Origin of the sequence: Neotabrizicola shimadae, from assembly GCF_019623905.1 — a bacterium.
GTDB lineage: Bacteria > Pseudomonadota > Alphaproteobacteria > Rhodobacterales > Rhodobacteraceae > Neotabrizicola > Neotabrizicola shimadae.
This window is the reverse complement of sequence record NZ_CP069370.1, coordinates 2170793-2196788: the sequence shown is the minus strand read 5'-3', so window position 1 is coordinate 2196788 and position 25996 is coordinate 2170793. Positions and strand designations below refer to the sequence as shown.

The 25996-nt window shown below is 69.7% G+C and carries 23 protein-coding genes; 14 read left to right on the top strand and 9 right to left on the bottom strand.

Annotated elements, in window-relative coordinates; translation table 11 throughout:
• Window positions 1-3 precede the first annotated feature (3 nt).
• Window positions 4-1998, bottom strand: a complete 1995-nt coding sequence (locus tag JO391_RS10600) for a S8/S53 family peptidase (protein ID WP_220660463.1) — start codon at window positions 1996-1998, stop codon at window positions 4-6.
• A gap of 164 nt (window positions 1999-2162) precedes the next feature.
• Here JO391_RS10600 and JO391_RS10595 point away from each other — a divergent pair, with 164 nt between their 5' ends.
• A complete protein-coding gene (locus JO391_RS10595) occupies window positions 2163-3062 on the top strand; it encodes a sugar kinase (protein ID WP_220660462.1) in 900 nt (299 codons plus the stop codon).
• A 9-nt stretch (window positions 3063-3071) separates the two neighbouring features.
• A complete protein-coding gene (locus JO391_RS10590) occupies window positions 3072-4214 on the top strand; it encodes a fumarylacetoacetate hydrolase family protein (protein WP_220660461.1) in 1143 nt (380 codons plus the stop codon).
• A 123-nt stretch (window positions 4215-4337) separates the two neighbouring features.
• On the opposite strand, the gene JO391_RS10585 is transcribed toward JO391_RS10590, so the two are convergent.
• The 4 genes from JO391_RS10585 to polA are packed head-to-tail and all read right to left on the bottom strand — an operon-like array spanning window position 4338 to window position 8583.
• A complete protein-coding gene (locus JO391_RS10585) occupies window positions 4338-4916 on the bottom strand; it encodes a YdeI/OmpD-associated family protein (protein ID WP_220660460.1) in 579 nt (192 codons plus the stop codon).
• Window positions 4916-5404: a GNAT family N-acetyltransferase gene (locus JO391_RS10580; RefSeq protein WP_220660459.1), complete on the bottom strand. Its 489-nt coding sequence runs from the start codon at window positions 5402-5404 to the stop codon at window positions 4916-4918. Before JO391_RS10580 ends, JO391_RS10585 begins: the two co-directional genes overlap by 1 nt.
• Window positions 5404-5763: an MmcQ/YjbR family DNA-binding protein gene (locus JO391_RS10575; RefSeq protein WP_220660458.1), complete on the bottom strand. Its 360-nt coding sequence runs from the start codon at window positions 5761-5763 to the stop codon at window positions 5404-5406. Before JO391_RS10575 ends, JO391_RS10580 begins: the two co-directional genes overlap by 1 nt.
• Window positions 5764-5772: 9 nt before the next feature.
• Window positions 5773-8583 (bottom strand): DNA polymerase I, encoded by a 2811-nt coding sequence (gene polA / locus JO391_RS10570; RefSeq protein WP_220660457.1) that lies wholly within the window; start codon window positions 8581-8583, stop codon window positions 5773-5775.
• 65 nt (window positions 8584-8648) lie between these two features.
• Between polA and JO391_RS10565 the strand changes: the two genes are divergently transcribed.
• On the top strand, window positions 8649-8864 hold the full coding sequence (locus tag JO391_RS10565; protein WP_220660456.1) for a hypothetical protein: 216 nt from the start codon (window positions 8649-8651) through the stop codon (window positions 8862-8864).
• Here the strand turns inward: JO391_RS10565 and JO391_RS10560 are convergent.
• The 3 genes from JO391_RS10560 to JO391_RS10550 all read right to left on the bottom strand — a co-directional run bounded on the left by JO391_RS10560 (window position 8858) and on the right by JO391_RS10550 (window position 10480).
• Entirely contained in the window at window positions 8858-9043 is a 186-nt protein-coding gene (locus JO391_RS10560; protein ID WP_220660455.1) for a zinc-finger domain-containing protein, read from the bottom strand. The two genes, JO391_RS10565 and JO391_RS10560, sit on opposite strands and share 7 nt — an antisense overlap.
• A gap of 85 nt (window positions 9044-9128) precedes the next feature.
• On the bottom strand, window positions 9129-9902 hold the full coding sequence (locus tag JO391_RS10555; RefSeq protein ID WP_220660454.1) for a hydroxypyruvate isomerase family protein: 774 nt from the start codon (window positions 9900-9902) through the stop codon (window positions 9129-9131).
• Entirely contained in the window at window positions 9902-10480 is a 579-nt protein-coding gene (locus JO391_RS10550; protein WP_220660453.1) for a DUF1285 domain-containing protein, read from the bottom strand. The genes JO391_RS10555 and JO391_RS10550 overlap by 1 nt, the downstream gene beginning before the upstream one ends.
• Before the next feature lie 85 nt (window positions 10481-10565).
• Between JO391_RS10550 and JO391_RS10545 the strand changes: the two genes are divergently transcribed.
• The 4 genes from JO391_RS10545 to JO391_RS10530 are packed head-to-tail and all read left to right on the top strand — an operon-like array spanning window position 10566 to window position 17291.
• Window positions 10566-11582: an AAA family ATPase gene (locus tag JO391_RS10545; protein WP_220660452.1), complete on the top strand. Its 1017-nt coding sequence runs from the start codon at window positions 10566-10568 to the stop codon at window positions 11580-11582.
• Entirely contained in the window at window positions 11579-12448 is an 870-nt protein-coding gene (locus JO391_RS10540; RefSeq protein WP_220660451.1) for a DUF58 domain-containing protein, read from the top strand. Before JO391_RS10545 ends, JO391_RS10540 begins: the two co-directional genes overlap by 4 nt.
• A complete protein-coding gene (locus JO391_RS10535) occupies window positions 12448-15210 on the top strand; it encodes a DUF4159 domain-containing protein (protein WP_220660450.1) in 2763 nt (920 codons plus the stop codon). Before JO391_RS10540 ends, JO391_RS10535 begins: the two co-directional genes overlap by 1 nt.
• 5 nt (window positions 15211-15215) lie before the next feature.
• On the top strand, window positions 15216-17291 hold the full coding sequence (locus JO391_RS10530; protein WP_220660449.1) for a glutamine amidotransferase: 2076 nt from the start codon (window positions 15216-15218) through the stop codon (window positions 17289-17291).
• 7 nt (window positions 17292-17298) lie between these two features.
• On the opposite strand, the gene JO391_RS10525 is transcribed toward JO391_RS10530, so the two are convergent.
• On the bottom strand, window positions 17299-18006 hold the full coding sequence (locus JO391_RS10525) for a DUF599 domain-containing protein (RefSeq protein WP_220660448.1): 708 nt from the start codon (window positions 18004-18006) through the stop codon (window positions 17299-17301).
• A gap of 86 nt (window positions 18007-18092) precedes the next feature.
• Here JO391_RS10525 and JO391_RS10520 point away from each other — a divergent pair, with 86 nt between their 5' ends.
• From JO391_RS10520 to JO391_RS10490, 7 genes are all read left to right on the top strand, one after another.
• Window positions 18093-19526 carry an FAD-linked oxidase C-terminal domain-containing protein gene (locus JO391_RS10520; protein WP_220660447.1) on the top strand — a complete coding sequence of 478 codons (1434 nt, stop codon included), beginning with the start codon at window positions 18093-18095 and terminating at the stop codon, window positions 19524-19526.
• Window positions 19527-19595: 69 nt separating this feature from the next.
• Window positions 19596-20699, top strand: a complete 1104-nt coding sequence (locus tag JO391_RS10515; RefSeq protein WP_220660446.1) for an FAD-binding protein — start codon at window positions 19596-19598, stop codon at window positions 20697-20699.
• The gene (glcF, locus tag JO391_RS10510) at window positions 20699-22003 is read left to right on the top strand and encodes a glycolate oxidase subunit GlcF (RefSeq protein ID WP_220660445.1); all 1305 of its coding nucleotides are present in this window, start codon (window positions 20699-20701) and stop codon (window positions 22001-22003) included. Before JO391_RS10515 ends, glcF begins: the two co-directional genes overlap by 1 nt.
• Window positions 22004-22037: 34 nt before the next feature.
• A complete protein-coding gene (locus JO391_RS10505; protein WP_220660444.1) occupies window positions 22038-22841 on the top strand; it encodes a trypsin-like serine peptidase in 804 nt (267 codons plus the stop codon).
• Window positions 22838-23668, top strand: coding sequence for a trypsin-like serine peptidase (locus JO391_RS10500; protein WP_259444669.1), 831 nt, complete (start codon window positions 22838-22840; stop codon window positions 23666-23668). Before JO391_RS10505 ends, JO391_RS10500 begins: the two co-directional genes overlap by 4 nt.
• A gap of 132 nt (window positions 23669-23800) precedes the next feature.
• Window positions 23801-24280 carry an Hsp20 family protein gene (locus JO391_RS10495; RefSeq protein ID WP_220660443.1) on the top strand — a complete coding sequence of 160 codons (480 nt, stop codon included), beginning with the start codon at window positions 23801-23803 and terminating at the stop codon, window positions 24278-24280.
• A 129-nt stretch (window positions 24281-24409) separates the two neighbouring features.
• On the top strand, window positions 24410-25621 hold the full coding sequence (locus JO391_RS10490) for a trans-sulfuration enzyme family protein (protein ID WP_220660442.1): 1212 nt from the start codon (window positions 24410-24412) through the stop codon (window positions 25619-25621).
• Window positions 25622-25996: the final 375 nt, after the last annotated feature.

The window sequence follows — 25996 nt, the reverse complement described above, 5'->3', positions numbered from 1 at the left end:
CCGCTATTCCCCTGAAGCCGACCAGGCGCGCTGGCCTTCCAGTGCGCCGTAGCCCCGGCGAGAATCTGGCGCAGGGCCCGGGGCCTGCCCGATAAGGTCGCCAAGCTCGATCCCCTGACCGGTCAGCAGCCGCTCGATCATCCGGCGCACCACGGCAGGCGCCGCGACCGAGGTGCCCGACAGCCGGGCGGAAGAGCCTGACAGCACGCCCGCGGTCAACCGTCCGCCAAGGATCGCACCGTCATCCGCGATCGCGGAAAGCGAAGGCCCCGCGCTGCCGGGTGTGCCGCCCTCGGCAGTGTAGGTCGATGGCCTGACCGGCGCGCCCTGGCGCAGCGCCCCCACGGTCAGCGCACCCGGACGGTCGATCCCGGCATGGGCCGCCGCCGAAGCCTTGCGTGTGACGGGCCCCGCGCCGGGATCGAGGTAGCCCCGCATCTCGCCGTCCCAGGTCCAGCCGGCCGGATGGTCCAGCCAGGGCTGGCGGCCAAGCAGACGGTATCCCGCGGGCGTATCGTCGCGTTGGACCTGCGCTTTCACGCTGACCTCCGTGCCCGGCGCTGCCGTCACCTCGATCTGCCAGCCCCCGGCCGGGGCGACCTCGCCGCCACCGGGTCGCTCGGTCGGCGCCAGCGCCAGCAAGAGGGCGGTCGGTGTCTCTGCCAGGGGAAGCACCGCAGCGCGGGGCTTGCCCGAAGGGCCGTTGCAGCGCCAGCCCTGTGCCGCCTGATCCCAGGCCAAAGACAGCGGAGGTACGCGCGCATCCGGCGCCGTGACGCTCACCCGCAAGCCTGCCGTATCACCCGCGGCCCGCAGTTCCAGGAACGACGCGGAATGGTCGTCGGGCTGCAGTCGCCATGTCAGCTTCAACGGCTGATCCGGGCGCACCACGGCCTTGGCCACCAGCCTGTCGCGCCAGGAATTGCCGTAGGGCAGCACCACGCGCAGGCCGGGGTCGTCGGGGCCGGCGCCCGACAGCTTGCGATAGCGGTCCATCTCGTGCGCGATCCAGTCCGCGAGGAAGGCGCTGGCTGTGCCGGGGCCGCCAAGCGAGCCCATGCTGATGTTCACGATCAGCGGCACCGGCCCGCCCCTCGCCCGGCACAGGCGCAACGCCTCGGTCACCATCCAGCGCAGGCCCATCACCACATAGGGGTCAAGCCGCCGCCCCGATGTATCGGCGACCGCCGCAGGAGGCAGCTGCACCGCGAGGATGTCGACATCGCGCAACCCGGCATCGGTGGCGGCAAAGGGATCCGCCCCGCCCGCGCTGTCCAGCACCTGCGCGCCATGGCTGAGCAGGTGGTTCGTGGAGGCGCGCTGCGTGACCGGCAGAAGCGAGCGGTTCATGCGCCGGTAGATGTCCGCCTCGGTCTCGCCCGAGGCGAGCATGGTTTCGATGTCCCCCCGGTCCAGTTGCCGGCCGATCCGGACAAGGCCCGCGCCAAAGGCCGCGGGCACGCGGGCGTCGGCCTGAAGCCAGATGGCCGCAATCCGGCTGGCTGCGGCGCCGCGCCGTGTGCGGGCATGGAGGAACGGAATACCGTCGTCGATCACCCCAAGGATCGGCGTCGAGGCCGGGGCCGCGCCATCCAGCTGCAGGTTCTCGCCCGGCTGGCTCATTTCGGTGAGCGGAACCAATGGGAGAGCCACCGGTGGACCGACATGCAGCACCGCGCCCAGTTGCGCCAGTTCGTCCAGCTTCGGCCGCGGCAGGTGGATCACAAGGCGCAGTTCGGCCACGCTCTCGCCAGGCGGAGGCAGGGCGCTGGCCAGCCTGTCGGCTTCGGGCCGCGTGAGCCGCCCGCCCAACTGGCCGATCTGGGACAAAAGGGCCAGCATCGCCGCCGCGTCGAGCCCGCCAGTGGGCGCCACCTTCAGGAAGGCCGGTACGATGCGCGACATGCCATCCGGCCCCGGCGAAGCGACGCCCTGCATCGCCTCCCAATCGGCCTGGCCCCAGCGGGGCACCTGGGCACATTGCTTCCAGCCGGTCATGCGCGCCTCCAATCCTGTCCGTACCGCAGCTTGCCATGAAAGCCGGGCCCTGCCACCGCTTCTTGCGGGCTTTCGCGCGGAATTCACGCGAAACAGGGGCTTGCGCCCGTGGCGTTGCCGCCGCACGTTGCCGCCCGCATTGGCCGCGCAGAGGAGGCGACCCCATGCCGCAATGGCAGCCCGACATCCTTTGCATCGGCGAGTGCATGGTGGAAATGGCGCCGCAACCCGATGGGCTTTACGCCATGGGCTTCGCGGGCGACACGTTCAATACGGCCTGGCACCTGCGTCATCAGCTTTCGCCGGAGGGCCGGGTTTCCTATTTCTCGGCCGTCGGGCAAGAAAGTCTGTCTGATCGGATGCTGGCCTTCATGGGCGAAGCCGGGATCGACACCGCGCAGGTGCAGCGCCGGGCCGATCGGACGGTAGGGCTGTATCTGATCGAACTCACCCAGGGCGAGCGCAGCTTTTCCTACTGGCGCGACCGCTCTGCCGCCCGGCTTCTGGCCGAAGACGCAGCGGCTCTGGCCGCCGCGCTGGCAGGGCGCGATCTGGTCTATCTGTCTGGCATCACCCTCGCCATCCTTGAGCCCGAGGCTCGCGCAGTCCTGCTGTCTGCCCTTGCGGCGGCGCAGGCGGCGGGGGCCCGCGTGGCCTTCGACCCGAACCTGCGCCCACGCCTGTGGCCCTCACGCGAAGCGATGTGCGCCGCGGTGACCGAAATGGCCAGGCAGACCGACATCCTTCTTCCCTCCTTCGATGATGAGGCCGCAGCCTTCGGCGACGCCACGCCCGAAGCCACGCTGGACCGCTATGCCACGGTGGGCTGCGTGGCGGTGAAGAACGGCGCGGCCGAGGTGCTGGCTCGGGCCGCCGGGGCGCAGGTGCGCGTTCAGCCACCCCATGTGGCCAAGATGGTGGACAGCACCGGGGCCGGCGACAGCTTCAACGCGGGCTTTCTTGCGGCCTGGCTGGCCGGGCAGGACCTGGGCTCGGCCGTGGCAGCTGGCGCGCAGTTGGCGTCGAGGGTGGTTCAGGGGCGCGGCGCGCTCGTGGCAGGGTAGGGGGCCGGAATGGCACAGGGAACCGGATTGCCGGGTGAGGGCAGCTTCGTGGGGCGGGTCTGGCGCGAGGGCATCGGACCCTCGGTCGTGGAGGCGCGGGGCGGGCGGGTCTTCGACGTGACCTGCCCGGCCGCGCCCACCATGCGGGACCTTCTGGAACAGCCCGATCCGGCCGGCTTCGTCGCCGGGATCGCGGGTGAGGACCTGGGGCCGCTCGCCGCGCTGGAGGCCGCGTCGGAGCGGGGCGAGGGCACCCGTCTTCTGGCCCCCTGCGACCTGGCCGCGGTGAAGGCCTGCGGCGTGACCTTTGCCCGGTCCATGATCGAGCGGGTCATCGAGGAGCGGGCCGGGGGCGATCCGGCGCGGGCCGAGGCGTTGCGCGCCCGGATCGCGGGCCAGGTGGGCGCCTCGCTTCGGAACCTGGTGCCGGGGTCTGACGAGGCGGGCGAGGTCAAGCGGCTGTTGCAGGCCGAGGGGCTGTGGAGCCAGTACCTGGAGGTCGGCATCGGCCCGGATGCCGAGGTCTTCACCAAGGCCCAGCCGATGAGCGCGGTGGGCTGGGGCGCCACGGTCGGGCTGCACCCGGTCAGCCGCTGGAACAATCCCGAGCCCGAGGTGGTGCTGGCGGTGGACTCCGCCGGCCGCATCAAGGGCGCGACCCTTGGCAACGACGTGAACCTGAGGGATGTGGAGGGGCGGTCGGCGCTGCTTCTGGGCAAGGCCAAGGACAACAACGCCTCGGCCTCGGTGGGGCCGTTCATCCGGCTGTTCGACGGGGGCTTCGGGCTGGACGAGGTCCGGCGGCTGGAGCTTTCCCTGAGGGTCGAGGGGGAGGACGGGTTCCGGCTGGAGGGCCGCTCCTCGATGGCCGAGATCAGCCGCGATCCCGCCGACCTGGTGGCCCAGACGCGGGGGCGGCACCACCAGTACCCGGATGGCTTCGTCCTCTACCTCGGGACCATGTTCGCCCCGGTCCAGGACCGCGACGGGCCGGGGCAGGGCTTCACCCACCACCTGGGGGACCTAGTCACGGTGGCGACACCGGCGCTTGGCCGGCTGGTCAACCGGGTTGGGTTGGCGACCGAGGCCCCGGAATGGACCTTCGGCACGGCGGCCCTGATGCGGAACCTGGCCGGGCGCGGCCTGATCTGAGGCGTCCGAGCTCGGACGCTTTGCCAGGCCAAGCAATGTCAATGGGTTGCTTGGTCACCTTAACTTGGACTTAACTTTTGTCCGAGGTGTGGGCGGGCCGGGAACGCGAAAATCGCGTCCGGCTCACCGCCGGAACGGGCTGGGGCGCTGGCCCTGTGCCGCGCTGGCGGTCACGTCGGCGATGCGGGCGGTGCGGGTTTTGTCCGTCTTCGCGGTCTTGATCCATTCCAGCGCGGCCCGCTTGACCGAACGCGGCCAGCTGTCCCAGACCGGATGGAGTGGCCCGAGGGCGGCGGCGAGGTCGGGTGGGACCTCCAGCCGTTCGACATCGTCGAGGAAGCTCCAGCTGCCATCGGCCTGGGCGGCTGCGATCTTCGCCTCGCCAGCGGGGGTCATGGCGCCGCTGGCGCGGGCCTGGTCCACCAGCCGTTTGTTCACGGCCGACCAGGCCGAACCGGGCTTGCGCGGTGAAATGAGGATCATGGAGCGGTCGGCATCCAGCGCGCGGGGGATCGAGTTGATCCAGCCCCAGCACAGCAGTTCCTCGGTCGCCGGTTCGGCGCCGAGGAAATCGGGGTGATGGGGGCGGTGGCAGGCAAGCCAGGCCGGGCCCTTTTCGCCGTGGTGGTCGGCCAGCCAGGCGCGCAGTTCGGAGCGGGAGCGGACGGTGACGATCGGGGCGGTGTCGAGGGCGTTGGCCATCAGGCGGGTTCTCCTGCCGTGCGGATCATCCACATCAGCGGGTTATCCGGGTCGGCCATGTGGTCATGGACCAGCGGCCGGAAGCCTTGGGACAGGTAGAATCGGCGGGTCGCGGCATAGCCGGGATCGTCGCTTTCCTCGGAGAGTGTCATCAGCACCATGTCGCGGAAACCTTGCCGCCGCGCGTGGTCCAGGGCGGCGCGGACAAGGGCCTTGCCGATGCTCTGGCGGTGGCGGGCCGGATCGACGCCCATCCACCAGATTTCCAGCGTGGTGCCGTAATGCGGGCGGAGCGCGATGAGGCCGAGGCACTGGTTGTCGCCGAAGGCGCCGAGGCAGAGGCATTCGGCCACGCCGTTGACATAGGCGGCGTTGGATTCGGGCAGGCCGAACCAGTCGGGCAAAAGGCCGATGATGCGCGCGCAGGCGGCGGTGGCTTCGTCCCGGGCGAGGGGGCGGATCATGGGGCTGGCAACACCGCGGGCCATCAGGCGGTGCCTTGCGCCTGATCCCAGGCCTTGAGCCAGCGCTTCGGCGCCAGGTCGCGCCAGTGGGCGATGAGCCGGGCGCGCGCCCAGCCTTCGTCGATCCGGCCGGGGCGGACGAGGATCAGGTTGTGCGGGGCGTAGTGCGGATGCAGGAAGAAGGTCTGGGGGTCGGCGGCCAGCAGGATTTCGCGTTCCTCCTTGTCGGCGCGGAACACGGCGCCGTCGGCCATCATGCCCCAGTAGCACCAGAGCTTGCCGTGGGCCTTCAGTACCTCGTGCCCCCAGGGATGGGCCAGTGTCACCTCTGGCAGGTCAAGCGAGAGTGCGAGTGCCTTCAGACCTTGCCAGTCGGTGATCATCGCGCCCTCCTAATGTGCCGCCGCCCAGTTCGGCCCCTTGCCGGAGTCTACCGTCAGGGGGACCTTCAGGTGGACGGCGGGGTGGGCGGCGCCTTCCATCACCTCTTTCGCGCGTTGGGCGAGCGTGTCGGCGGCGGATTCCTCGACCTCGAACAGCAGTTCGTCATGCACCTGCAAGAGCATGGTGGCGGGCAGGTCGGCGATGGCCTTGGGCATCCGGATCATGGCGCGGCGGATCACGTCGGCCGCGGTGCCCTGGATGGGCGCGTTGATCGCGGCGCGGCGGGCAAAGCCGGCTCCGGGGCCTTTGGCGTTGATTTCCGGCGTATGGATTTTCCGACCGAACAGGGTTTGGACATAGCCCTTTTCCTGAGCGAACTTGACGGTTTCGGACATGTATTCCTTGATGCCGGGGAAGCGTTCGAAGTAGCGGTCGATGAAGCCCTGTGCCTCGGCCTTGGGGATGCGCAGGTTGCGCGACAGGCCGAAGCCCGAGATGCCGTAGATGACGCCGAAGTTGATCGCCTTGGCGCGGCGGCGGATTTCGCTGGTCATCTGGTCGAGGGGGACGTTGAACATTTCCGACGCGGTCATGGCGTGGATGTCCAGCCCGTCGCGGAACGCCTTTTGCAGGGCGGGGATGTCGGCGATATGGGCAAGGATGCGCAGTTCGATCTGGGAATAATCGAGGCTGACCAGCACTTTGCCGGGTGGGGCGACGAAAGCCTCGCGGATGCGGCGGCCTTCCTCGGTGCGGACGGGGATGTTCTGGAGGTTGGGGTCCGACGAGGCAAGGCGGCCGGTGACGGCGCCGGTGATGGAGTAGGAGGTGTGGACGCGCCCGGTTTCGGGGTTGATCGCCTCTTGCAGCGTGTCGGTGTAGGTGGATTTCAGCTTGGCGATCTGGCGCCAGTCCAGAACGCGGGCGGGAAGGGCATGGCCCTCGGCGGCGAGGTCTTCCAGAACGTCGGCGCCGGTGCCATAGGCGCCGGTCTTGCCCTTTTCGCCGCCGGGAAGCTGCATCTTGTCGAAGAGGATTTCGCCAAGCTGCTTGGGGCTGCCCACGTTGAAGGGCTGGCCGGCGAGGCCCTGGATCTCTTCTTCCAGCGCCGCCATCTTCTGCGCGAAGGCGCCGGACATGCGGCTGAGGACCTGGCGGTCCACGGTGATGCCGGCCATTTCCATGTCGGCCAGCACGGGGACCAGCGGGCGTTCCAGCGTTTCGTAGACGGTGGTGACATGCCTGGAGGGCAGTTGCGGCTTGAACGCCTGCCAGAGGCGGAGGGTCACGTCCGCATCCTCGGCGGCATAGCGGGTGGCGGTGTCGATGGCGACGCGATCGAAGGTGATTGCACTTTTCCCGCTTCCGATGAGGTCCTTGATGGGGATCGGGCGGTGGGAAAGGTACTTTTCGGACAATTCGTCCATGCCGTGCCCGTTCAGCCCGGCCTGCATGGCAGAGGACATCAGCATCGTGTCGTCGAAGGGCGTGATGCGCAGCCCGTGGCGGGCGAAGATCTTCCAGTCGTATTTCATGTTCTGGCCGATCTTCAGGATGGCCGGATCGGTCAGAACGGGGCGCAGCGCGTCCAGCGCCTCGGCCAGCGGGATCTGGCCTTCCAGCAGGGCGTTGCCGCCGAAAAGGTCGCCGCCCTGGCGGTGGCCCAGGGGGATATAGGCGGCGTGGCCGGGATCGACGGACAGCGAGATGCCGACCAGTTCGGCGCGCATCTCGTCGAGCGAGGTGGTTTCGGTATCGACGGCGACATAGCCACGCTCGCGGATGCGGTCGGTCCAGACCTGGAGCCGGGCGAGATCGCGGATGCATTCGTAGGCCGCGTGGTCGAAGGGCAGGGCCTGGGTCTCCAGCGCCTTTTCCTCATGTGCGCCGGCGACTTCGTAGCCTTTTGATTCGGCGATGACGGGGGCCGCAACCTTCAGCTTGTCGGCCACGCGCTTGGACAGCGTGCGGAATTCCATGTCGGTCAGGAATTGCAGGAGCTTCTCCGGTTCGGGCTGGCGGACTTCCAGCTCGTCCAGGGTGAAGGGCAGCGGCGCGTCGGTCTTGAGCGTGACGAGGTCGCGCGACAGGCGGATCTGGTCGGCGTTGTCCACCAGTGTCTCGCGCCGCTTGGGCTGCTTGATCTCGCCCGCGCGGGCGAGGAGCGTGTCGAGATCGCCGTATTCCTGGATCAGCAGGGCGGCGGTCTTGAGGCCGATGCCGGGGGCGCCGGGGACGTTGTCGACGGAATCGCCGGCAAGGGATTGGACATCCACAACTTTCTCGGGCGGGACGCCGAACTTCTCGAACACCTCGTCAGGGCCGATGTGGCGGTCTTTCATCGGGTCGTGCATGTCGATGCCGCCGCCCACCAACTGCATCAGGTCCTTGTCGGAGGAGATGATGGTGCAGGTGCCCCCGGCCTGAACCGCCATGCGGGCGAGGGTGGCCATGATGTCGTCGGCCTCGTAGTTCGGCAGTTCGAGGCAGGCGACGTTGAAGGCGCGGGTGGCGTCGCGGGTCAGCGGGAATTGCGGGCGCAGATCCTCGGGCGGCTCGGGGCGGTTGGCCTTGTAGAGGGGATAAAGCTCGGTGCGGAAGGTCCTGGCCGAATGGTCGAAGACCACGGCGATATGGGTGGCGGTGCCCTTGCCTTTGCCCTGGGTGAGTTCGTTCCACAGGATGTTGCAGAAGCCCGCCACCGCGCCGACCGGCAGGCCATCGGACTTGCGCGTGAGCGGCGGCAGGGCGTGATAGGCGCGGAAGATGTAGGCCGAGCCGTCGATGAGATGCAGGTGGCAGCCCTTGCCGAATGCCATGGTCGTTGTCCTTTCGCGCCTTTGGGCGGACTATAGACGCGAAGGACGGCCAGCGGGAGGGGCGGATGAAGGTGGCGTTCTGGGCGCTTGCAGGGCTGGTGACCGGGGCGGCGCTGGTGATCCTGGTGGCCGGGGTGATCGTGCCCTCGGTCTGGACGGTGTCGCAGGCCGAAGGTGCCTATGCCATGGGGGTGATCTTCTTCATGGCGCCGGCGGGGGCGCTGGCGGGTGCGGTGATCGGCCTGATTGTCGGGCTGGCGCGGCGCGGGCCGCCTCAGTGATCGGAATGGGCGTGGTCGCGGTCGATGACGAAGCGCTTGTCGCAGTAGCCGCATTCGACCCAGCCGGTGTCTTCGGGGATGGTCAGCCAGACGCGGGGATGGCCAAGCGCGCCTTCGCCGCCGTCGCAGGCGACTTTCCAGGAGGTGACGACCTGGGTTTCCGGGGCTTCGGTGGCCATGCCTGGGGGTCCTTCGGTGTTTGCGGTTGCGGCATTGTAGTGGGGGCAGGCCGGGGAGGGAAGGGGGCGGCGATGATGCGCGGCCCTAGCCGATGGCGCGGTCGCGGGCCTTGAGGGCGGCAAGCCAGCCGAGGCCCTTCACCGTGGCGGCGGCGGGGCGGTATTCGGCACCGACCCAGAGGCCCTTGTCCAGTGCATCGACCTCGCGGCACAGCCGTGTGAGATCGACCCCGCCGCCGCCGGGTTCGGCGCGGGTGGGGAAGCCTGCGACTTGCACATGCGCCACGCGGTCCTTGTGGCGGTCCCAGACCGTTTCGGCGCGGCCATGGATGCGGGCAGCGTGCCAGAGGTCGAACTGCAGCCCGATACGGGGCAGGCCCACGTCATCGAGGATGCGCGCAGCCTGGTCGAAATCGGCCAGGAAATAGCCCGGCATGTCTTCGTGGTTCAGGGGCTCGATCGTCAGGGTCAGGTCGGGCGCGGTGGCGGCGGCCCAGGCGAGGTTTTCGCGGTACACCTGTTCCGCCTCTGGCCCGCGGGCGACGCCGGCCATCACGTGCAGCCGCGGCACGTCCAGCGCGTTGGCCAGATCGGCCGAGCGCAGGAAGCTGTCGCGGAAGGCGGGCACGGCTTCGGGCACGGCGGCAAAGCCGCGTTCGCCCGCCGACCAGTCGCCGGGATGGGTGTTCATCAGCACCACCGGCAGGCCGAGAAGCGCGCGCTTCCAGTCGGCGGCGGGAATGTCATGGGGGAAAAGCACCTCGACACCGTCAAAGCCCGCTTCCTGCGCCAGGCCGGGGCGCGAGAGCATGGGCACTTCGGTGAAGAGCATGGTGATATTGGCGGCGAAACGGGTCATCAGGCGGCAAGGTCCGCAGAGGGAATGACCGGGAAGAACATGCCGCCGGACCACAGGCCGAACCAGTCGCGGCCGTCGTGCACCTCGTGCGTGCAGAGGTCCACGAGGCGGTAGAAGCTTTTCCGGTCGATCAGGGCTTCGAGCCCGGCGCGGATGTGGATGTAGGGCGAAGGCTCGCCCGTGGCCGCATCGCGCGTGACGCGCAGTGCATGGTCGGGGCCGAGTGTGGCGGTGTCTTCTGTCTTTGTCGTGAAGGTCACGGTCTGGTCGCGGCCCTGACCCGCAACCTCGAAATCCACGGCGAAGAGGGGGGCGTCATCGACGCGGATGCCCACCTTTTCCACCGGCGTGACCAGGAAATAGCGGTCGCCCTCGCGTTTCAGAATGGAGGAGAAGAGCTTGACCAGCGGTGCCCGGCCGATGGGCGTGCCCAGGTAGAACCAGGTGCCGTCCCGGGCAATGCGGATGTCGAGATCGCCGCAGAAGGGCGGATTCCACAGGTGAACCGGCGGCGGTCCCTTGCGGGTTGCCGCCTGTGCAGACGCCGCGAGCCCCTCGGCCGAGGGCTTCACGATCATTTGCGCGTCCGCGTCTTTTGCCATTTGTGCCCGCCGGGATAGTTCGGTCTAATACCTGCATATAGTGCGCCAAGGAGAGCATGTCATGGCCGAACCCAACCTTGCCGACGGCGCCCTTGTGGACGAGATCGAGCGTCTGGGCGGCCGGCTGGCCGAAGCGCGCGGCTCGGTTGCGCGGCGGTTCATCGGGCAGGAACGGGTGGTGGACCTTGTTCTCTCGTCGATCCTGTGCGGCGGCCATGCGCTGCTGGTGGGTCTGCCGGGCCTGGGCAAGACGCGGCTGGTGGACACGCTGTCCACGGTGATGGGGCTGAAGGGCAACCGCATCCAGTTCACGCCGGACCTGATGCCTGCGGATATCATCGGGTCGGAAGTGCTGGAGACGGCCGCGGATGGCAGCCGCGCCTTCCGGTTCATCGAGGGGCCGGTGTTCTGCCAGCTTCTTCTGGCGGACGAGATCAACCGTGCCTCGCCGCGCACCCAATCGGCGCTGTTGCAGGCGATGCAGGAGCGCGAAGTGACGGTGGCGGGCGTGCACCGGCGCCTTGGCCCGCCCTTCCACGTGCTGGCGACGCAGAACCCGATCGAACAGGAAGGCACCTATCCGCTGCCCGAGGCGCAGCTGGACCGGTTCCTTGTGCAGGTGGACGTGGATTATCCCGACCGTGCGGCCGAGCGCGAGATCCTGATCGCCACGACCGGGGCGGAAGAGGCGCAGTCCCATGCCGTGTTCACCGCCGAGGAACTGATCGGCGCACAGAAGGTGCTGCGGCGGATGCCGGTGGGCGAGAAGGTGGTTGACGCGATCCTGGATCTGGTGCGGGCCTGCCGTCCGGGCGAGCCCGAGGGCCGTGATCTGGCCGAGCTTCTGGCCTGGGGGCCGGGGCCGCGGGCGGCGCAGGCGCTGATGCTGACGGTGCGGGCGCGGGCGCTGATGGAGGGGCGGCTTGCGCCCTCGGTCGCCGATGTGGCGGCGCTGGCGCGGCCGGTGCTGGTGCACCGCATGGCACTGACCTTTGCGGCGCGGGCGCGCGGCGAGAGCCTGGGCGGAATCATCGACCGGGTGACGGGGCGTGTGCTGGGTCTTGAGGCCGCGGCGTGAGCGACAGCGCCCTTCGCGCGCGGGCCGAGACGCTTGGCCAGGCGCTGCCGCCCTTGCTGGCGGAAGCGGACCATCTGGCCGCCGGTATCATGCTGGGTGAGCACGGGCGGCGGCGCGCGGGACTGGGCGACGAGTTCTGGCAGTTTCGCCCGGCCCATGCGGGGGATCCGGCGCGGCTGATCGACTGGCGGCGGTCGGCCAAGTCGGATTCGCACTTCGTGGGCGAGAAGGAATGGCAGGCGGCGCAGGCGGTGACGCTATGGGTCGATGGCGCACGGTCGATGGCGTTTTCCGGCGCGAAGGACCGGGCGAGCAAGGCCGACCGGGCGCGGCTTCTGGCGCTGGCGCTGGCGGTGCTGTTGCTGCGGGGCGGCGAGCGGGTGGGGCTGGCGGGTGGCGATCTGCCGCCGCGGTCGGGCCGGGCGCAGGTGATGCGGATTGCGGCGCGGCTGACCGAGGAGGCGCAAGGCGACTACGGTGTGCCACAGGCGATGGGGCTGGTAAGCCACGGGCGGGCGGTGTTCCTGTCGGACTTCTTCGGCGATCCGGCGGCGGTCGAGGCGGCGCTGGCGCGGGCGGCCGACATGGGGGTGCGCGGTGCGCTGGTGCAGGTGCTGGACCCGGCGGAAGAGGAATTTCCCTTCGACGGGCGCACGATCTTTGAATCGATGGGCGGCACGCTGAGCCACGAGACGCTGCGCGCGGGCGATCTGCGGGCGCGCTATCTGGCGCGGCTGGAAGAGCGCAAGGCGCGGCTTCAGGATCTGGCCCGGCGGGTGGGCTGGCTGTACCTGTGCCACCATACCGGCGAGCCGCCGCTTTCGGCGCTGTTGTGGCTGTACCGGGCGCTGGAGGGCGGGCGCTGATGTGGGTGCTGGGACCCGTCGGATTTGCGGCGCCCTGGCTTCTGCTGGGCCTTATTGCGCTGCCGATCCTGTGGCTTTTGTTGCGCGCGGTGCCGCCGGCGCCGATCCGGCGGCGGTTTCCCGGCGTGGCGCTGCTACTGGGGCTGAAGGATGACGAGGCCGAGACCGACCGCACGCCCTGGTGGTTGTTGCTGTTGCGGATGCTGGCGGTGGGGGCGGCGATCGTGGGCTTTGCCGGGCCTGTGCTGAACCCCGAACAGCGTGCGCCGGGCAGCGGGCCGCTGTTGATCCTGATGGATGGGGGCTGGGCGGATGCGCGCGACTGGCCGCGGCGGCTGGAGCGCGCGGGCGCGCTGGTCGAGGAAGCGGGGCGTGCCGGGCGGCCGGTGGCGGTGGCGCGGTTGACCGATGCGCCGGAGGCGCCGCTGTTCCAGACCGCGGCGGACTGGGAGGGTCGCGTGGCGGCGCTGTCGCCGTCGCCCTGGTTGCCGGATCTGCGGGGATGGGTGGACCGACTGCCCGAGGGCGGGTTCGAGACATGGTGGCTTTCGGACGGGCTGGACCATCCGGGCCGGACGGAGCTGGCCGAGGCGCTGGCCGCACGGGGTGAGCTGACTGTGTATGAAAGCGCGCGGCCCCTGGTGGCGCTGCGCCCGGCAGAGTTTGCCGAGGGCAAGGTGAAGCTGAGCGGCATCCGCCTGCCGGCCGGGGCGCCGGTCGAGGTGGAGGTGTCGGCGCGTGGTCCGGACCCTGCGGGGGTTGAACGCGAGTTGGCGCGGGCCACGATGTCCTTTGCCCTGGGGCAGGCAGGGGCCACGGCTGAGTTGAGCCTGCCGCCGGAACTGCGCAACCGCATCACCCGGTTCGAGGTGGCGGGGCAGCGGCAGGCGGGGGCGGTCAGCCTGACGGATGACAGCCTGAAGCGGCGCAAGGTGGCGATTGTCGCAACGGGCGCGGACCGCGAGGGGCTGGAGCTTTTGTCGCCCACGCATTACCTGGACCAGGCGCTGGAGCCCACGGCCGAGGTGATGCACGGCGCGCTGGCCGACCTCTTGCCGGCCAGTCCCGACGTGGTGATCCTGGCCGATGTGGCGCGGCTGTCGGCGACCGAGACGCAGGAGCTTTCGGATTGGGTCGACAAGGGCGGGCTGCTGGTGCGCTTTGCCGGGCCGCGGATGGCGGTGAGCGATCTGACCCGCGTCGAGGAGGACCCGCTGTTGCCGGTGCGCCTGCGCGAGGGCGGGCGGGCCGTGGGCGGCGCGATGAGTTGGGGCGAGCCGCGCACGCTGGCGCCCTTTGCCGAGGGCTCGCCCTTCTTCGGTCTGGCGGTGCCGGCGGATGTGTCGGTACGCGAGCAGGTGCTGGCGCAGCCCGGCCCGGATCTGGCCGAACGCACCATCGCCGCGCTGGACGACGGCACGCCGCTGGTGACACGCCGGGAGATGGGGGCGGGGCAGATCGTGCTGTTCCACGTCACCGCCAACGCGGAATGGTCGAACCTGCCGCTGTCGGGGCTGTTCGTGGACATGCTGGAGCGGCTGGCGGTTTCGACCCGGCCCGAGACGGCGGGCGAATCCGAACTGGTGGGCCAGGTCTGGGTGCCGCAGGTGGTGTTGGATGCCTGGGGACAGGCGCAGGATGCGGGCCAGGTCGCGGGGGTGGAGGGCGAGGCGCTGGCGGGGGCCATGTCCGCCGGGCCCGATGCCGCGCATCCGCCGGGGCTTTACGCCAGCGGCGAGCGGCGCGTGGCGCTGAATGCGGTGGGTTCCGATACCGAACTTGCGCCGGCGGCCTGGGCGGCGGGCACTGTGATCGAGGGGATCGAGGCGGTGAGATCGCAATCGCTGAAGGGCGCTCTGCTGACGGCGGCTACGGTGCTGTTGCTGCTGGACATCCTGGCGGCGCTGGTCCTGTCGGGGCGGATGCCGGGGCTGCGGCGGGCGGCATCGGTGCTGGCGCTGGTGCTGGTTCCGCTGGCCATGCCCGGCACGGGCCGGGCGGCCGAGACCGACGATCCGCTGGCGCTGGAGGCCACGACGGCGGTGGTTCTGGGCTATGTCGAGACCGGGGATGCGCAGGTGGATGCGGTGTCGAAGGCCGGGTTGCAGGGCCTGAGCGATGTGCTGTGGCAGCGCACTTCGGTCGAGCCTGAGGCGCCGATCGGCGTGGACATCGAAACGGATGAACTGGCCTTCTTCCCCTTCCTGTACTGGCCGGTGACGGCGGGACAGCGCCTGCCTTCGGCCACGGCCTATGCCAAGCTGAACGACTACCTGCGGTCGGGCGGCATGATACTGTTCGACACCCGCGATGGCGACCTGTCGCCCGGCACATCGCCCGAGGCGCAGCAGTTGCAGCGCATTGCTGCGGGTCTGGACATTCCGCCGCTGGAGACGGTGCCGGCCGACCATGTGCTGACCCGGACCTTCTACCTGGTTCAGGATTTCCCTGGCCGTTTCCAGGGCACGCCTGTCTGGGTGGAGGCCGCGCCGCCGGATGCAGAGCAGGCCGAGGGGATGCCGTTCCGCAACCTGAACGACGGCGTGACGCCGGTGGTGATCGGGGGCAACGACTGGGCCTCGTCCTGGGCCGTGGATGACAATGGCATGTGGATGTTCCCGGTGGGCCGCGGCTTTGCCGGCGAACGCCAGCGCGAGATGGCCTATCGGTTCGGCGTGAACCTCGTGATGCATGTGCTGACCGGAAACTACAAATCCGACCAGGTCCATGTGCCCGCGCTTCTGGAAAGGCTGGGCCAGTGAACGGCATGTCGCAAAGCCTGGTGTTCGATCCGCTGGTGGCCTGGCCGCTGATCTGGGCGCTGACCGGTCTGGCGGTGGTGCTGGTGGCGGTGGCGCTGTGGCGCGGCCTGCCGGGATGGGCGCTGCGCGGCGTGGCGCTGGCGCTGGTGATCGCGGCCCTGGCCGGGCCGGTGCTGCAAGAGGAAGAGCAGGCGCCGCTGTCGGACATCGTTATCCTGGTGGTGGATGAAAGCGCCAGCCAGAAACTGGGCGACCGGCCCGACCAGACCGCCCGCGCGGTGGCGCGGATCGAGGCCGAGGTCGCGGCCCTGCCCGATACCGAGTTGCGCGTGGTGACGGTGGGCGATGGGCCGGACAATGCCGGAACGCTGGCCATGACGGCGCTGGCCGAGGCGATGGCGGCCGAACCGCGCGCGCGTCTGGCCGGGGCCATTCTGGTGACGGATGGGCAGGTGCATGACATGGCGCTGACGCCGGACCTTCCGGCGCCCCTGCATGTGCTGTTGACCGGGCGGTCGTCGGACTGGGACCGGCGGCTGACGATCAAGGACGCGCCGGCCTTTGCCATTTTGGGCGAGGAGGTGCGGCTGAAGCTGCGCGTCGATGACGAGGGCGCGGTGCCGCCGGGCTTTGGCCAGGAGGCCGAGGTCGAGATTGCGGTGGACGATGCACCGCCCCAGACCTACCTGGTGCCGGTGGGCAGCGATCTGGACGTTCCGGTGATGTTGCAGCACGGCGGCATGAACGTGCTGCGCTTTTCCGTGGCGCCGGCTGACGGAGAGATCACCGACCGCAACAACAGCGCCATCGTGCAGATCAACGGCGTGCGCGACCGCCTGCGGGTGCTGCTGGTTTCGGGCGAGCCCCATGCGGGCGAGCGGGTCTGGCGCAACCTGTTGAAGTCCGATGCCTCGGTGGATCTGGTGCATTTCACCATTTTGCGTCCGCCGGAAAAGCAGGACGGCATCCCGGTGGACGAGCTGTCGCTGATCGCCTTTCCGACGCGGGAATTGTTCGTCGAGAAGATCAAGGAGTTCGACCTGATCATCTTCGACCGCTATCGGATGCGGGGCATCCTGCCGATGTCCTATCTGCAGAACGTGGCGGATTACGTGAAGGAAGGCGGCACGGTTCTTGTGGCATCGGGCCCCGAGTTCGGCGCGGTGGATTCGCTCTGGCGCTCGCCGCTGGCCGAGGTTTTGCCGGTGGAGCCGACGGCGCGGGTGATCGAAGAGGGCTTCCGGCCTGCCGTGACCGACCTTGGCCATCGTCATCCGGTGACCGAGGGGCTGGAGGATCTGGCGCCGGAAGGGGGCTGGGGCCGCTGGTTCCGCATGGTCGAGGTCAACCCGCTGGAGGGCGAGGTGCTGATGACCGGCCCGGACGAGCGCCCGCTTCTGGTGGTGAACCGGGTGGGCGAGGGGCGGGTGGCGGTGCTCGCCTCGGACCATGCCTGGCTGTGGGGCCGCGGGTACGAGGGCGGCGGGCCGCAGCTGGAACTCTTGCGGCGGCTGGCGCACTGGATGCTGAAGGAGCCCGAGCTTGAGGAAGAGGCGCTGACTGCCACGGCGAATGGTCAGGTGCTGACCATCACGCGGCGCACCATCGAGGAAGAGCCGCCGGGGCCCGTGACGGTGACCGGGCCGGACGGTGCCATTGTGTCGCTGGACATGGCGGCCGAGACGCCGGGGCGGTATTCGGTGGACTGGCAGGCGCCGCAGATCGGGCTGTACCGGCTGGAACAGGGCGATCTGACGCGGGTGGTAGCCGTCGGGCCTGCCGCGCCCAAGGAGTTCGAGCAGGCCCTGGCTTCGCCCGACCTGGTGGCCCCGGCGGTCGAGGCGCGGCGTGGTGGCGTGCTGTCCATCGAGGATGGCTTGCCCGATGTGCGGCAGGTTGGCGAGGGCCGTGCCGCCGCGGGGCGCGGCTGGATCGGCGTGACGCCGCGCGGCGCGGCGCTGACCGAGGATCTGAGCGTGGCACCGCTGTTGCCGGCCTGGGTCTGGCTGGTGCTGGCCGCGCTGTTCGCCGTGGCGGCCTGGCTGGTCGAGGGCCGGCGCGGCACACCGCGCCGCGCCTGAGCGGTGGTCAGACGGGCCCGCGGTCGAGGATGGCGCGGCGGGAATGCGAGAAGAACTCGCGCCGGAGCTGCACGCCGGTGACGAATACCGTGGCGGTGATCAGCGCCAGCGGCCCGATGAGCCAGGCCAGTGTGCCAAGCGCGAAGTAGATGGAGCGCAGGCCGCTGTTGAAGCCCTTGGCGGCCTGGATGTTGACCTCGGCCGCCTGGGCCGCGCGGTGCTGGGCCACCGGATCGGCGGGATCGTTCGGCACGGCGGCCATCAGGATGGCGCAATAGCCGAAGACACGGTGCGACCAGATGAATTTCAACAGCGCCTCGGCCAGGAAGAACAGGACGACGATGACCTTGATCTTGATCAGCGCCTGATCGGCCACGAGGGGCAGGGCGGTTTCGGCGTTGATGTCCGAGGCGAGGTTGGCCAGCGGCGTGGGGTCTCCGATCAGCGCCACGCCGCCGCCGATGGCGATGAGGCAGGTCGAGACGAAGAAGGCGGTGCCCTGGCGGAGCGAATCGATGATAGAGGCGTCGAAGATGCGCGGCTGGCGGGTCACGAACTGCTCCATCCAGTCGCGCCGGTACTGCGCCATCAGCACGGTGACCGAAGGCCGCCCGGCTGGCGGATGAACCGAGAGCCAGCCGGTGAGGAACCAGGCGAGGACAAGGACCGCGAGGGCCAGGAAATCGAGCGGGGACAAGGGGCCAAGCATGTGCATGGCGCGATGCTAGCCGGGGCAGCGCCGTCTTGCCAGCGCCGCCGGGGGGCGCATAGTGGGCATGAGGAAGCGGAGGAGGCCACCCGATGCAGATGCCAGAGCCGGATGCCGGGGTGATCGCGCGGAAGGCGGAAATCGTCGCCGGGCTGCGGCGCCTGCTGCCGGCGGATGCGGTGATCGACAATCCGGCCGAGACGCGGGTGTACGAATGCGACGGGCTGACCGCCTATCGCTGCCCGCCGCTGGCGGCGGTGCTGCCGCGGACGACCGAGGAAGTGGCGGCGGTCCTGCGCTTTTGCCAGGGGGCGGGCGTGCCGGTGGTGCCGCGCGGGTCGGGCACCTCGCTGGCGGGCGGGGCGATGCCCACGGCGGACGCGCTGATTCTGGGGCTGGCGCGGATGAATGCCGTGCTGGAGACGGATTACGAGAACCGCTTCATCCGGGTGCAGACCGGCCGCACCAACCTGTCGGTGACCGGCGCGGTGGAGGCGGACGGGTTCTTCTATGCGCCCGACCCCTCCAGCCAGCTGGCCTGCGCCATTGCCGGCAACATCGGCATGAACTCGGGCGGGGCGCATTGCCTGAAATATGGCGTCACGACGAACAACCTTCTGGGCGTCACGCTGGTGACCATGGCGGGCGAAGTCGTCACCATCGGCGGCCCCTGGTCCGATGCCGGGGGGCTGGATCTTCTGGGGGTGATCTGCGGGTCGGAAGGGCAGTTGGGCGTGGTGACCGAGGCATGGCTGCGCATCCTGCCCAAGCCCGAGGGCGCGCGGCCGGTGTTGATGGGCTTTGGCTCCAGCGAGGATGCCGGGGCCTGCGTGGCGGCGATCATCAAGTCGGGGATCCTGCCGGTGGCCATCGAGTTCATGGACCGGCCCTGCATCCGCGCGACCGAGGATTTCTGCAAGGCGGGCTACCCCGATTGCGAGGCGCTCCTGATCGTGGAGGTGGAGGGATCGCCGGCCGAGATCGACGAGCAACTGGTCCGCATCAAGGACATCGCCGCCGCACATGAGCCGGTGGCGATCCGCGAGGCGGCGGACGAGGACGAGGCGAAGCGCATCTGGCTGGGCCGGAAATCCGCCTTCGGGGCGATGGGGCAGATGGGCGATTACATGTGCCTGGACGGCACGATCCCGGTTTCGGAACTGCCGCGCGTGCTGAACCGCATCGGCGAGATGAGCCGCGAGACCGGGCTGATGGTCGCCAACGTGTTCCATGCGGGCGACGGCAACATGCATCCCTTGATCCTGTTCGATGCCAACCGGCCGGGCGATCTGGAGCGGGTCGAGGAGTTGGGGGCCGACATCCTGAAGTTGTGCGTCGAGGTGGGCGGATGCCTGACCGGCGAGCATGGCGTGGGGATCGAGAAGCGCGATCTGATGCCGGTGCAGTTCGGCCCGGCAGATCTGGAGGCGCAGATGCGGGTGAAGGATGTCTTCGATCCGCGCTGGCTGATGAACCCGGCGAAGGTCTTTCCGTTGGAGGCTTCGGCCGGACGGCGCGCGGGGTGATGGGCGGGTCTGGGGGCTGTCTGCCTCCCGTCTCGACGTTGAGTCTTTCAGGCAGAAGATGGATCGGCAATGCGTCCTGCGGACGAGATGGAACTGGCAGAGGCGGTGCGGGGGGCTGCGGCGCCCTTCGTCATTCGCGGCGGCGGGACGCGAGGCATCGGGCGACCGGCGCCGGGCGAAGTGCTGGAGACCGGGGGGCTGTCTGGCGTGGAGCTCTACGAGCCCGGCGCACTGACACTGGTGGCACGGGCGGGCACGCCCCTGGCCGAGGTGCAGGCGGTTCTGGCGGGTGAGCGCCAGCGGCTTTCCTTCGAGCCGCCCGACCTGCGCGGCCTTCTGGGGCGGACCGGTGAGGCGACGCTTGGCGGGGTGGCGGCGTCCAATGCCAGCGGCCCGCGGAGGGTACAGTCGGGCGCGGCGCGCGACAGCCTGATCGGGGTGCGCTTTGTCGATGGCACCGGGGCGGTGGTGAAGAACGGCGGTCGCGTGATGAAGAACGTCACCGGCTATGACCTGGTGAAGCTGATGGCGGGGAGCCACGGTACGCTTGGCGTGCTGACCGAGGTGGCCTTCCGGGTGCAGGCGATCCCTGAGGCCGAGGCCACGCTGGTGGGCGAGGGCCTGGGCGCCGAGGCCGCGCTGGCCGCGCTGCGCCGGGCGCTTGGCTCGCCTTTCGATGTGTCGGGCGCGGCCTTTGCCGGGGGCCGGGCGCTCGTGCGGGTGGAGGGCATGGCCGGCTCGGTCGCCTATCGCGCCGGGCAGTTGCGCGCGCTTCTGGGCGGTTGGGCGATTGCCGAGGGCGCGGCCTCGGCCGCGCTGTGGCAGGCTGTGCGGGACGTGACCGCGCTGGCCGGGCGGCCCGGCGCGCTGTGGCGGCTGTCGGTGGTGCCGACCGAGGCTCTGCGCGTGCCCCGGGCGCTGGAGGCGACGGGCATCGCGCATGAGGCGGCCTGGGATTGGGGCGGGGGGCTTCTTTGGCTTCTGGTGCCCGAGGGGGGCGCCGAGGTGGTGCGTGCCGCCGTGAAGGGCATCGGCCATGCCACGCTGGTGCGGGGCGATCTGCCCGGCGTGCCGGTCTTTCCGCCCGAGCCGCAGGAGGTGGCGGCGCTGACCGCGGGCTTGCGCGCGAAGTTCGATCCGAAGGCATTGTTCAACCGGGGGCTCATGGGCTGATGCAGACGAATTTCACGCCCGAACAGTTGAAGGACCCCGGCCTTGCCATGGCCAACGATGTGCTGCGGGCCTGTGTGCATTGCGGCTTCTGCACGGCGACCTGTCCGACCTATCAGGTGCTGGGGGATGAACTCGATTCCCCCCGGGGCCGCATCTACCTGATCAAGGAGATGCTGGAGACCGGGCGCGATGCCGATGCGCACACGGTGAAGCACCTGGACCGCTGCCTGTCCTGCCTCGCCTGCATGACCACCTGCCCTTCGGGTGTGCATTACATGCACCTGGTGGACCATGCCCGCGCGCATGTGGAAAAGACCTACCGCAGGCCCGTGACCGACCGGGCGCTGCGGCGGGTACTGGCGGGCGTGATCCCTTATCCGATGCGGTTCCGGCTGGCGTTGCTGGCGGCCAAGGTCGCGCGGCCCTTCCGGGGGCTGGTGCCCGATGCCCGGCTGCGGGCGATGCTGGACATGGTGCCGAAGCGGATCCCGCCGGTCAGCCGCAACGACGATCCGCAGGTCTTCGCCCCGACCGGTGAGCGCAAGGCACGGGTGGCCCTGCTGACCGGCTGCGCGCAGCGCGCGCTGGATACCGACATCAACGATGCCACGATCCGCCTCTTGACCCGCCTGGGCGTCGAGGTGGTGGTGCCCGAGGGCATGGGCTGCTGCGGGGCGCTGACGCATCACATGGGGATGGAGGACCGCTCCCACGCCGCCGCGAAACAGGTGATCCGGGCGGTGATGGAAGAAAAACGGGCGCGCGGGCTGGATGCGCTGGTCATCAACACCAGCGGATGCGGCACCACGGTGAAGGATTACGGGCACATGTTCCGCACCACACCCATGGCCGCCGAGGCGGCAGAAGTTGCGGGGATGGCCCGCGACATCAGCGAGCTTCTGGCCCGGCTGACCCTGCCGCAACAGGGGCCGAAGGGCATTCGCGTCGCCTATCACGCCGCCTGTTCGTTGCAGCATGGCCAGCAGGTGAAGGCGGCGCCGAAGGACCTGTTGAAGCGGGCAGGGTTCGAGGTGGTGGAGCCGGCCGACAGCCATCTGTGCTGCGGGTCCGCCGGGACCTACAACCTGTTGCAGCCTCAGATTTCGCAGGAGCTGAAGGCGCGCAAGGTCAGGACGCTGGAGGCCAAGGCGCCGCAGGTGATCGCGGCGGGCAACATCGGCTGCATGATGCAGATCGGCTCGGGCACGGCGGTGCCGGTGGTGCATACGGTGGAGCTTCTGGATTGGGCGACCGGGGGGCCGCGGCCCCGGAAACTGGCGGATGCCGCCTTCAATCTGCCCTGATCGGCGGGCAGCTTGGACCCAAGCCGGAGGATTCATGCTGCGCCCGACCCATGCCGCCCTTGTTTGCCTGTTCCTCGCCGCCGCGGGGGGCGTGGTTGCTCAGGAAAGCCCGCTGACCGAGATGCAGACCGGCGACGATTCGCGGGGCTGGGAGGCGGTGGGGCGGCTGAACTTCGGCGACCGCGGCTTCTGCACCGGCGCGATGATCGCACCCGATCTGGTGCTGACCGCAGGGCATTGCCTGTTCGACAAGGAAACCGGGGCGCGGTTCCAGCCGGGGCAGATTCGGTTCCTTGCCGGCTGGCGCAATGGCCGCGCCATCGCCTATCGCGGCGTGAAGCGCGCCATCGCGCACCCCGAATTCGTCTATGGCGGGCATGACGATCTGGAGCGCGTGCCCTATGATCTGGCACTGGTGCAGCTGGACCAGCCGATCCGCCTGCCTTCGGTCTCACCCTACCGCACGGGGCCGATGCCGGTGGATGGCGAGGCGGTCGGCGTCGTCTCTTATGCGCAGGACCGGTCCGAAGCGCCCTCGATCCAGAAGGTCTGTCACGTTCTGGGCCAGCAGGATGCCGCGCTGATCCTGACCTGCGACGTGGATTTCGGCTCTTCGGGTTCTCCCATCTTCGAGATCAGCGGCGGCATGGCGCGCATCGTCTCGGTCATCTCGGCCAAGGCTGAGATGGACGGGCGCAAGGTTTCGCTTGGCACATCGCTGACCGGGCCCTTGCCCGAACTGCTGGATGAATTGCAGCGCGAAGAGGGCAGCCGCCCCGAGGCGGTGACGGTGCTGTCGGGCGGCGCCCCCGGCGGCGCCAAGTTCGTCAAACCATGAGCGGCCGGACACGGATCGCCCTGCTTCTGGCGCTGTGGGCCGGGCCGGCGCTGGCGCAATCGACCGGGCTGGATGCCCTGGACCGGCGCGAGCAGATCCTCGGATGGGAGGCGGTGGGCAAGGTCGAACGGCAAGACGGCTTCTGCACCGGTGCATTGATCGCGACCGATCTGGTGCTGACGGCGGCGCATTGCCTGTACCAGCCAGACGGCCAGCCGGTTGATCCGGCAGGACTGCGGTTCCGGGCGGGGTATGTCGATGGCACCTCCGTGGACGAGGTGGCCGTGGCCCGTGCCGTGCCGCTGGACGGCTATGTACCGGGCGGGGCGATCACCGAGGATCAGTTGCGCCATGACGTTGCGCTTCTGGTGCTGGCACGGCCAATCCCGGCCGCCGTGGCCGCGCCCTTCGCGGTGGCAAGCCCCGGCGACGGGGCGGCGGTCAGCGTGGTGTCTTATGCGCTTGGCCGGGAAGAGGTGCCCTCCTGGCAGCGCCGCTGCTCGGTCCTGGGCCGCGCGCGCGGACTGGTGGCTTTCGATTGCGACGTGACCTTCGGCGCTTCTGGTGCGCCGGTGTTCGAACTGGGCGCGGGTCGGGCGCGGATTGTCTCGATCGTCTCGTCGGGCCGGGGCGGTGCCGATGCCATGGCCTTCGGCATGGACCTGCCCGAGGCCGTGTCCGCGCTGAAGGCGCAGCTTCGGTCAGGCCGGGGCGTGATGGGCGGTGCCGAGGCTCCTGCGGCCACGGTCCGCCGCATCGGCCAGGGTGACGGCAACCGTTCGGGCAGCGGTGCCCGCTTTGTGAAGCCACCCGCTCCGGGCGGTTGAGCGGGGCTTGAAACCGCCCGGGCCAAGCCCCAGATCAACGCTGTCCGGGGCGCCATGACGGGTTCCGGGCATCACCCCGCCCGCCCGAAAGGGGGGCTTACATCGTTATCGCTTCCCAATGGAGGATGACCCATGCGCAGCTTTGATCTTGCGCCGCTGTACCGCGCCACCGTCGGTTTCGACCGTATCGCCGACCTGATGGACCGCGTGATCACGAATGACGTGACCAGCCAGACCTACCCGCCCTATAACATCGAAAAGACCGCCGACGATGCCTATCGCATCTCGGTCGCGGTTGCCGGCTTCGCCGCCGAAGAGCTTTCGGTCGAGGTGAAGGACGGCACGCTGGTCGTGTCGGCCCGCAAGGAGCCGGAAGAAGGCACCCGCACCTTCCTGCACCGCGGCATCGCGACCCGCGCCTTCGAGCGCCGCTTTGCTCTGGCCGATCATGTGCGCGTCACCGGCGCGACCCATGACCTGGGGATGCTGCACGTCGATCTCGTCCGCGAAACGCCCGAGGCCCTGAAGCCCCGCCGCATCGAGATCGCCCGGTCGGGCGATCTGGAAGGCCGCGCGCTGGAGGCCCGGACGGTCGAGGCGCCGTCCCACTGACACGGTGATCCCTGGAGGATCGAAATGGCCCGGCAGGGAAACCTGCCGGGCCTGTTCGTTTTGGGCTCACGCTTGCCGTGGCGTCCGGTTTGGGGCAGAGGGCGCAAGGCAGCGCGGGAGGGTCGGGGCATGGCAGGTCAGGGCGAGGGGCAGCGGCCGGCGACGCGGGCACTGGATGGCGGGCTGCGGCCCGACCCGGTGACCGGGGCCATCGCGCCCGGCATCTCGATGTCGGTCAACAACCTCTTCGTGCCGGGGGAGGCGGGGTTTTCGGCCGAGGGCGCGGACCTGACCCAGCAGCCCTTCCTGTACGCCCGCTGGACCAACCCCACCGTCCGTGACCTTGAACGCCGGCTTGCGGCGCTGGAGGGGGCGGAGGATGCGATGGCGGCGGCCACCGGGGTGGGCGCCATCGCGGCGGTGTTCCTGGGGCTCTTGAAGGCCGGGGATCACCTGATCGTGTCGGATGTCTGCTATGCCGGGGCCTTTGAGCTGGCCACGCGGGTCCTGACGGACCTGGGGATAGCGGTGACGCCGGTGAACCTGTCGGACCTGGCGGCGGCCGAGGCGGCGATCCGGCCCGAGACGCGGCTGATCCACGCCGAGACGCCCTGCAACCCGATCCTGCGGCTGACCGACCTGGCGGCGCTGTCGGCGCTGGCCCATGCGCGGGGGGTGCTGGTCTCGGTCGACTCGACCCTGGCCACGCCGGTTATCACCCGGCCGCTGGAGCATGGGGTGGACCTGGTGATCCATTCCCTGACCAAGTTCATGAACGGCCACGGCGATGCCCTGGGCGGCGCGGTGATCGGGCGGCGGGAGCTGGTGTCGGCCATCCGGTCGCGGGCCGGGGTTTACCTGGGCGCCACGCTGTCGGCCCAGAATGCCTGGCTGATCCTGCGGGGGCTGGACACCCTGTTCCCCCGCATCCGGACCGCCTGCGCCACGGCGGGGGTGCTGGCCCGGCACCTGCAGGGGCATCCGGGGGTCAGCGCCGTGTGCTGGCCGGGGCTGGAGAGCCACCCGCAGCGGGCGCTGGTGGTCCGGCAGATGGACCTGCCCGGCGCCATGGTCACCTTCCAGTGCCCCGACGCCCCGGTGGTGGCCCGGCGGATGGCCGAGAGGTTCCGGACGATCCACTATGCCTTCTCCCTGGGCCACCAGAGGAGCCTTTGCGTCCTGATCGGGACCGAGGAGATCCAGGCCTCGACCTACCGGATGGAGGGGGCGGCGCTGGCGGACTGGCGGGCCTGGGCCGGGGAGGGGGTCTTCCGCCTCTCGGTGGGCCTGGAGGACCCCGAGGACCTGATCGAGGACCTGGACCGGGCCCTGGCTCCCTGACGGGCGTCCGAGCTCGGACGCCTGGGTGGTGTGAAGGATATCAATGGGTTATCGGCGCGGATTAACTTGGACTTAAGGATTGGGGTCGTCATCCTTGCGCATGCCGGGCGGGCGTGATGCTTGGAATGGGGGGTGGTTGGTGCGCAATGAATGCGCACCCTACGGGGCGTAACTCTCGCGTGTCCTGAGCCTCGAAACCGCCTCCAAGCCCGAGGTTATCGCTTCGGGCATCGCGAACGGGGTCAGCAGGCGCGGCCCGTGCATCAGGTGTCCGGGGATAGCTGCCAGCCCCTTGGCGATTTGCTGGCGTTTCGCCGACCGGCGCGGGAAGGGGGGCGGGGTTGCGCATGGAGGGACTGAGGCCCCGGCTTTCGC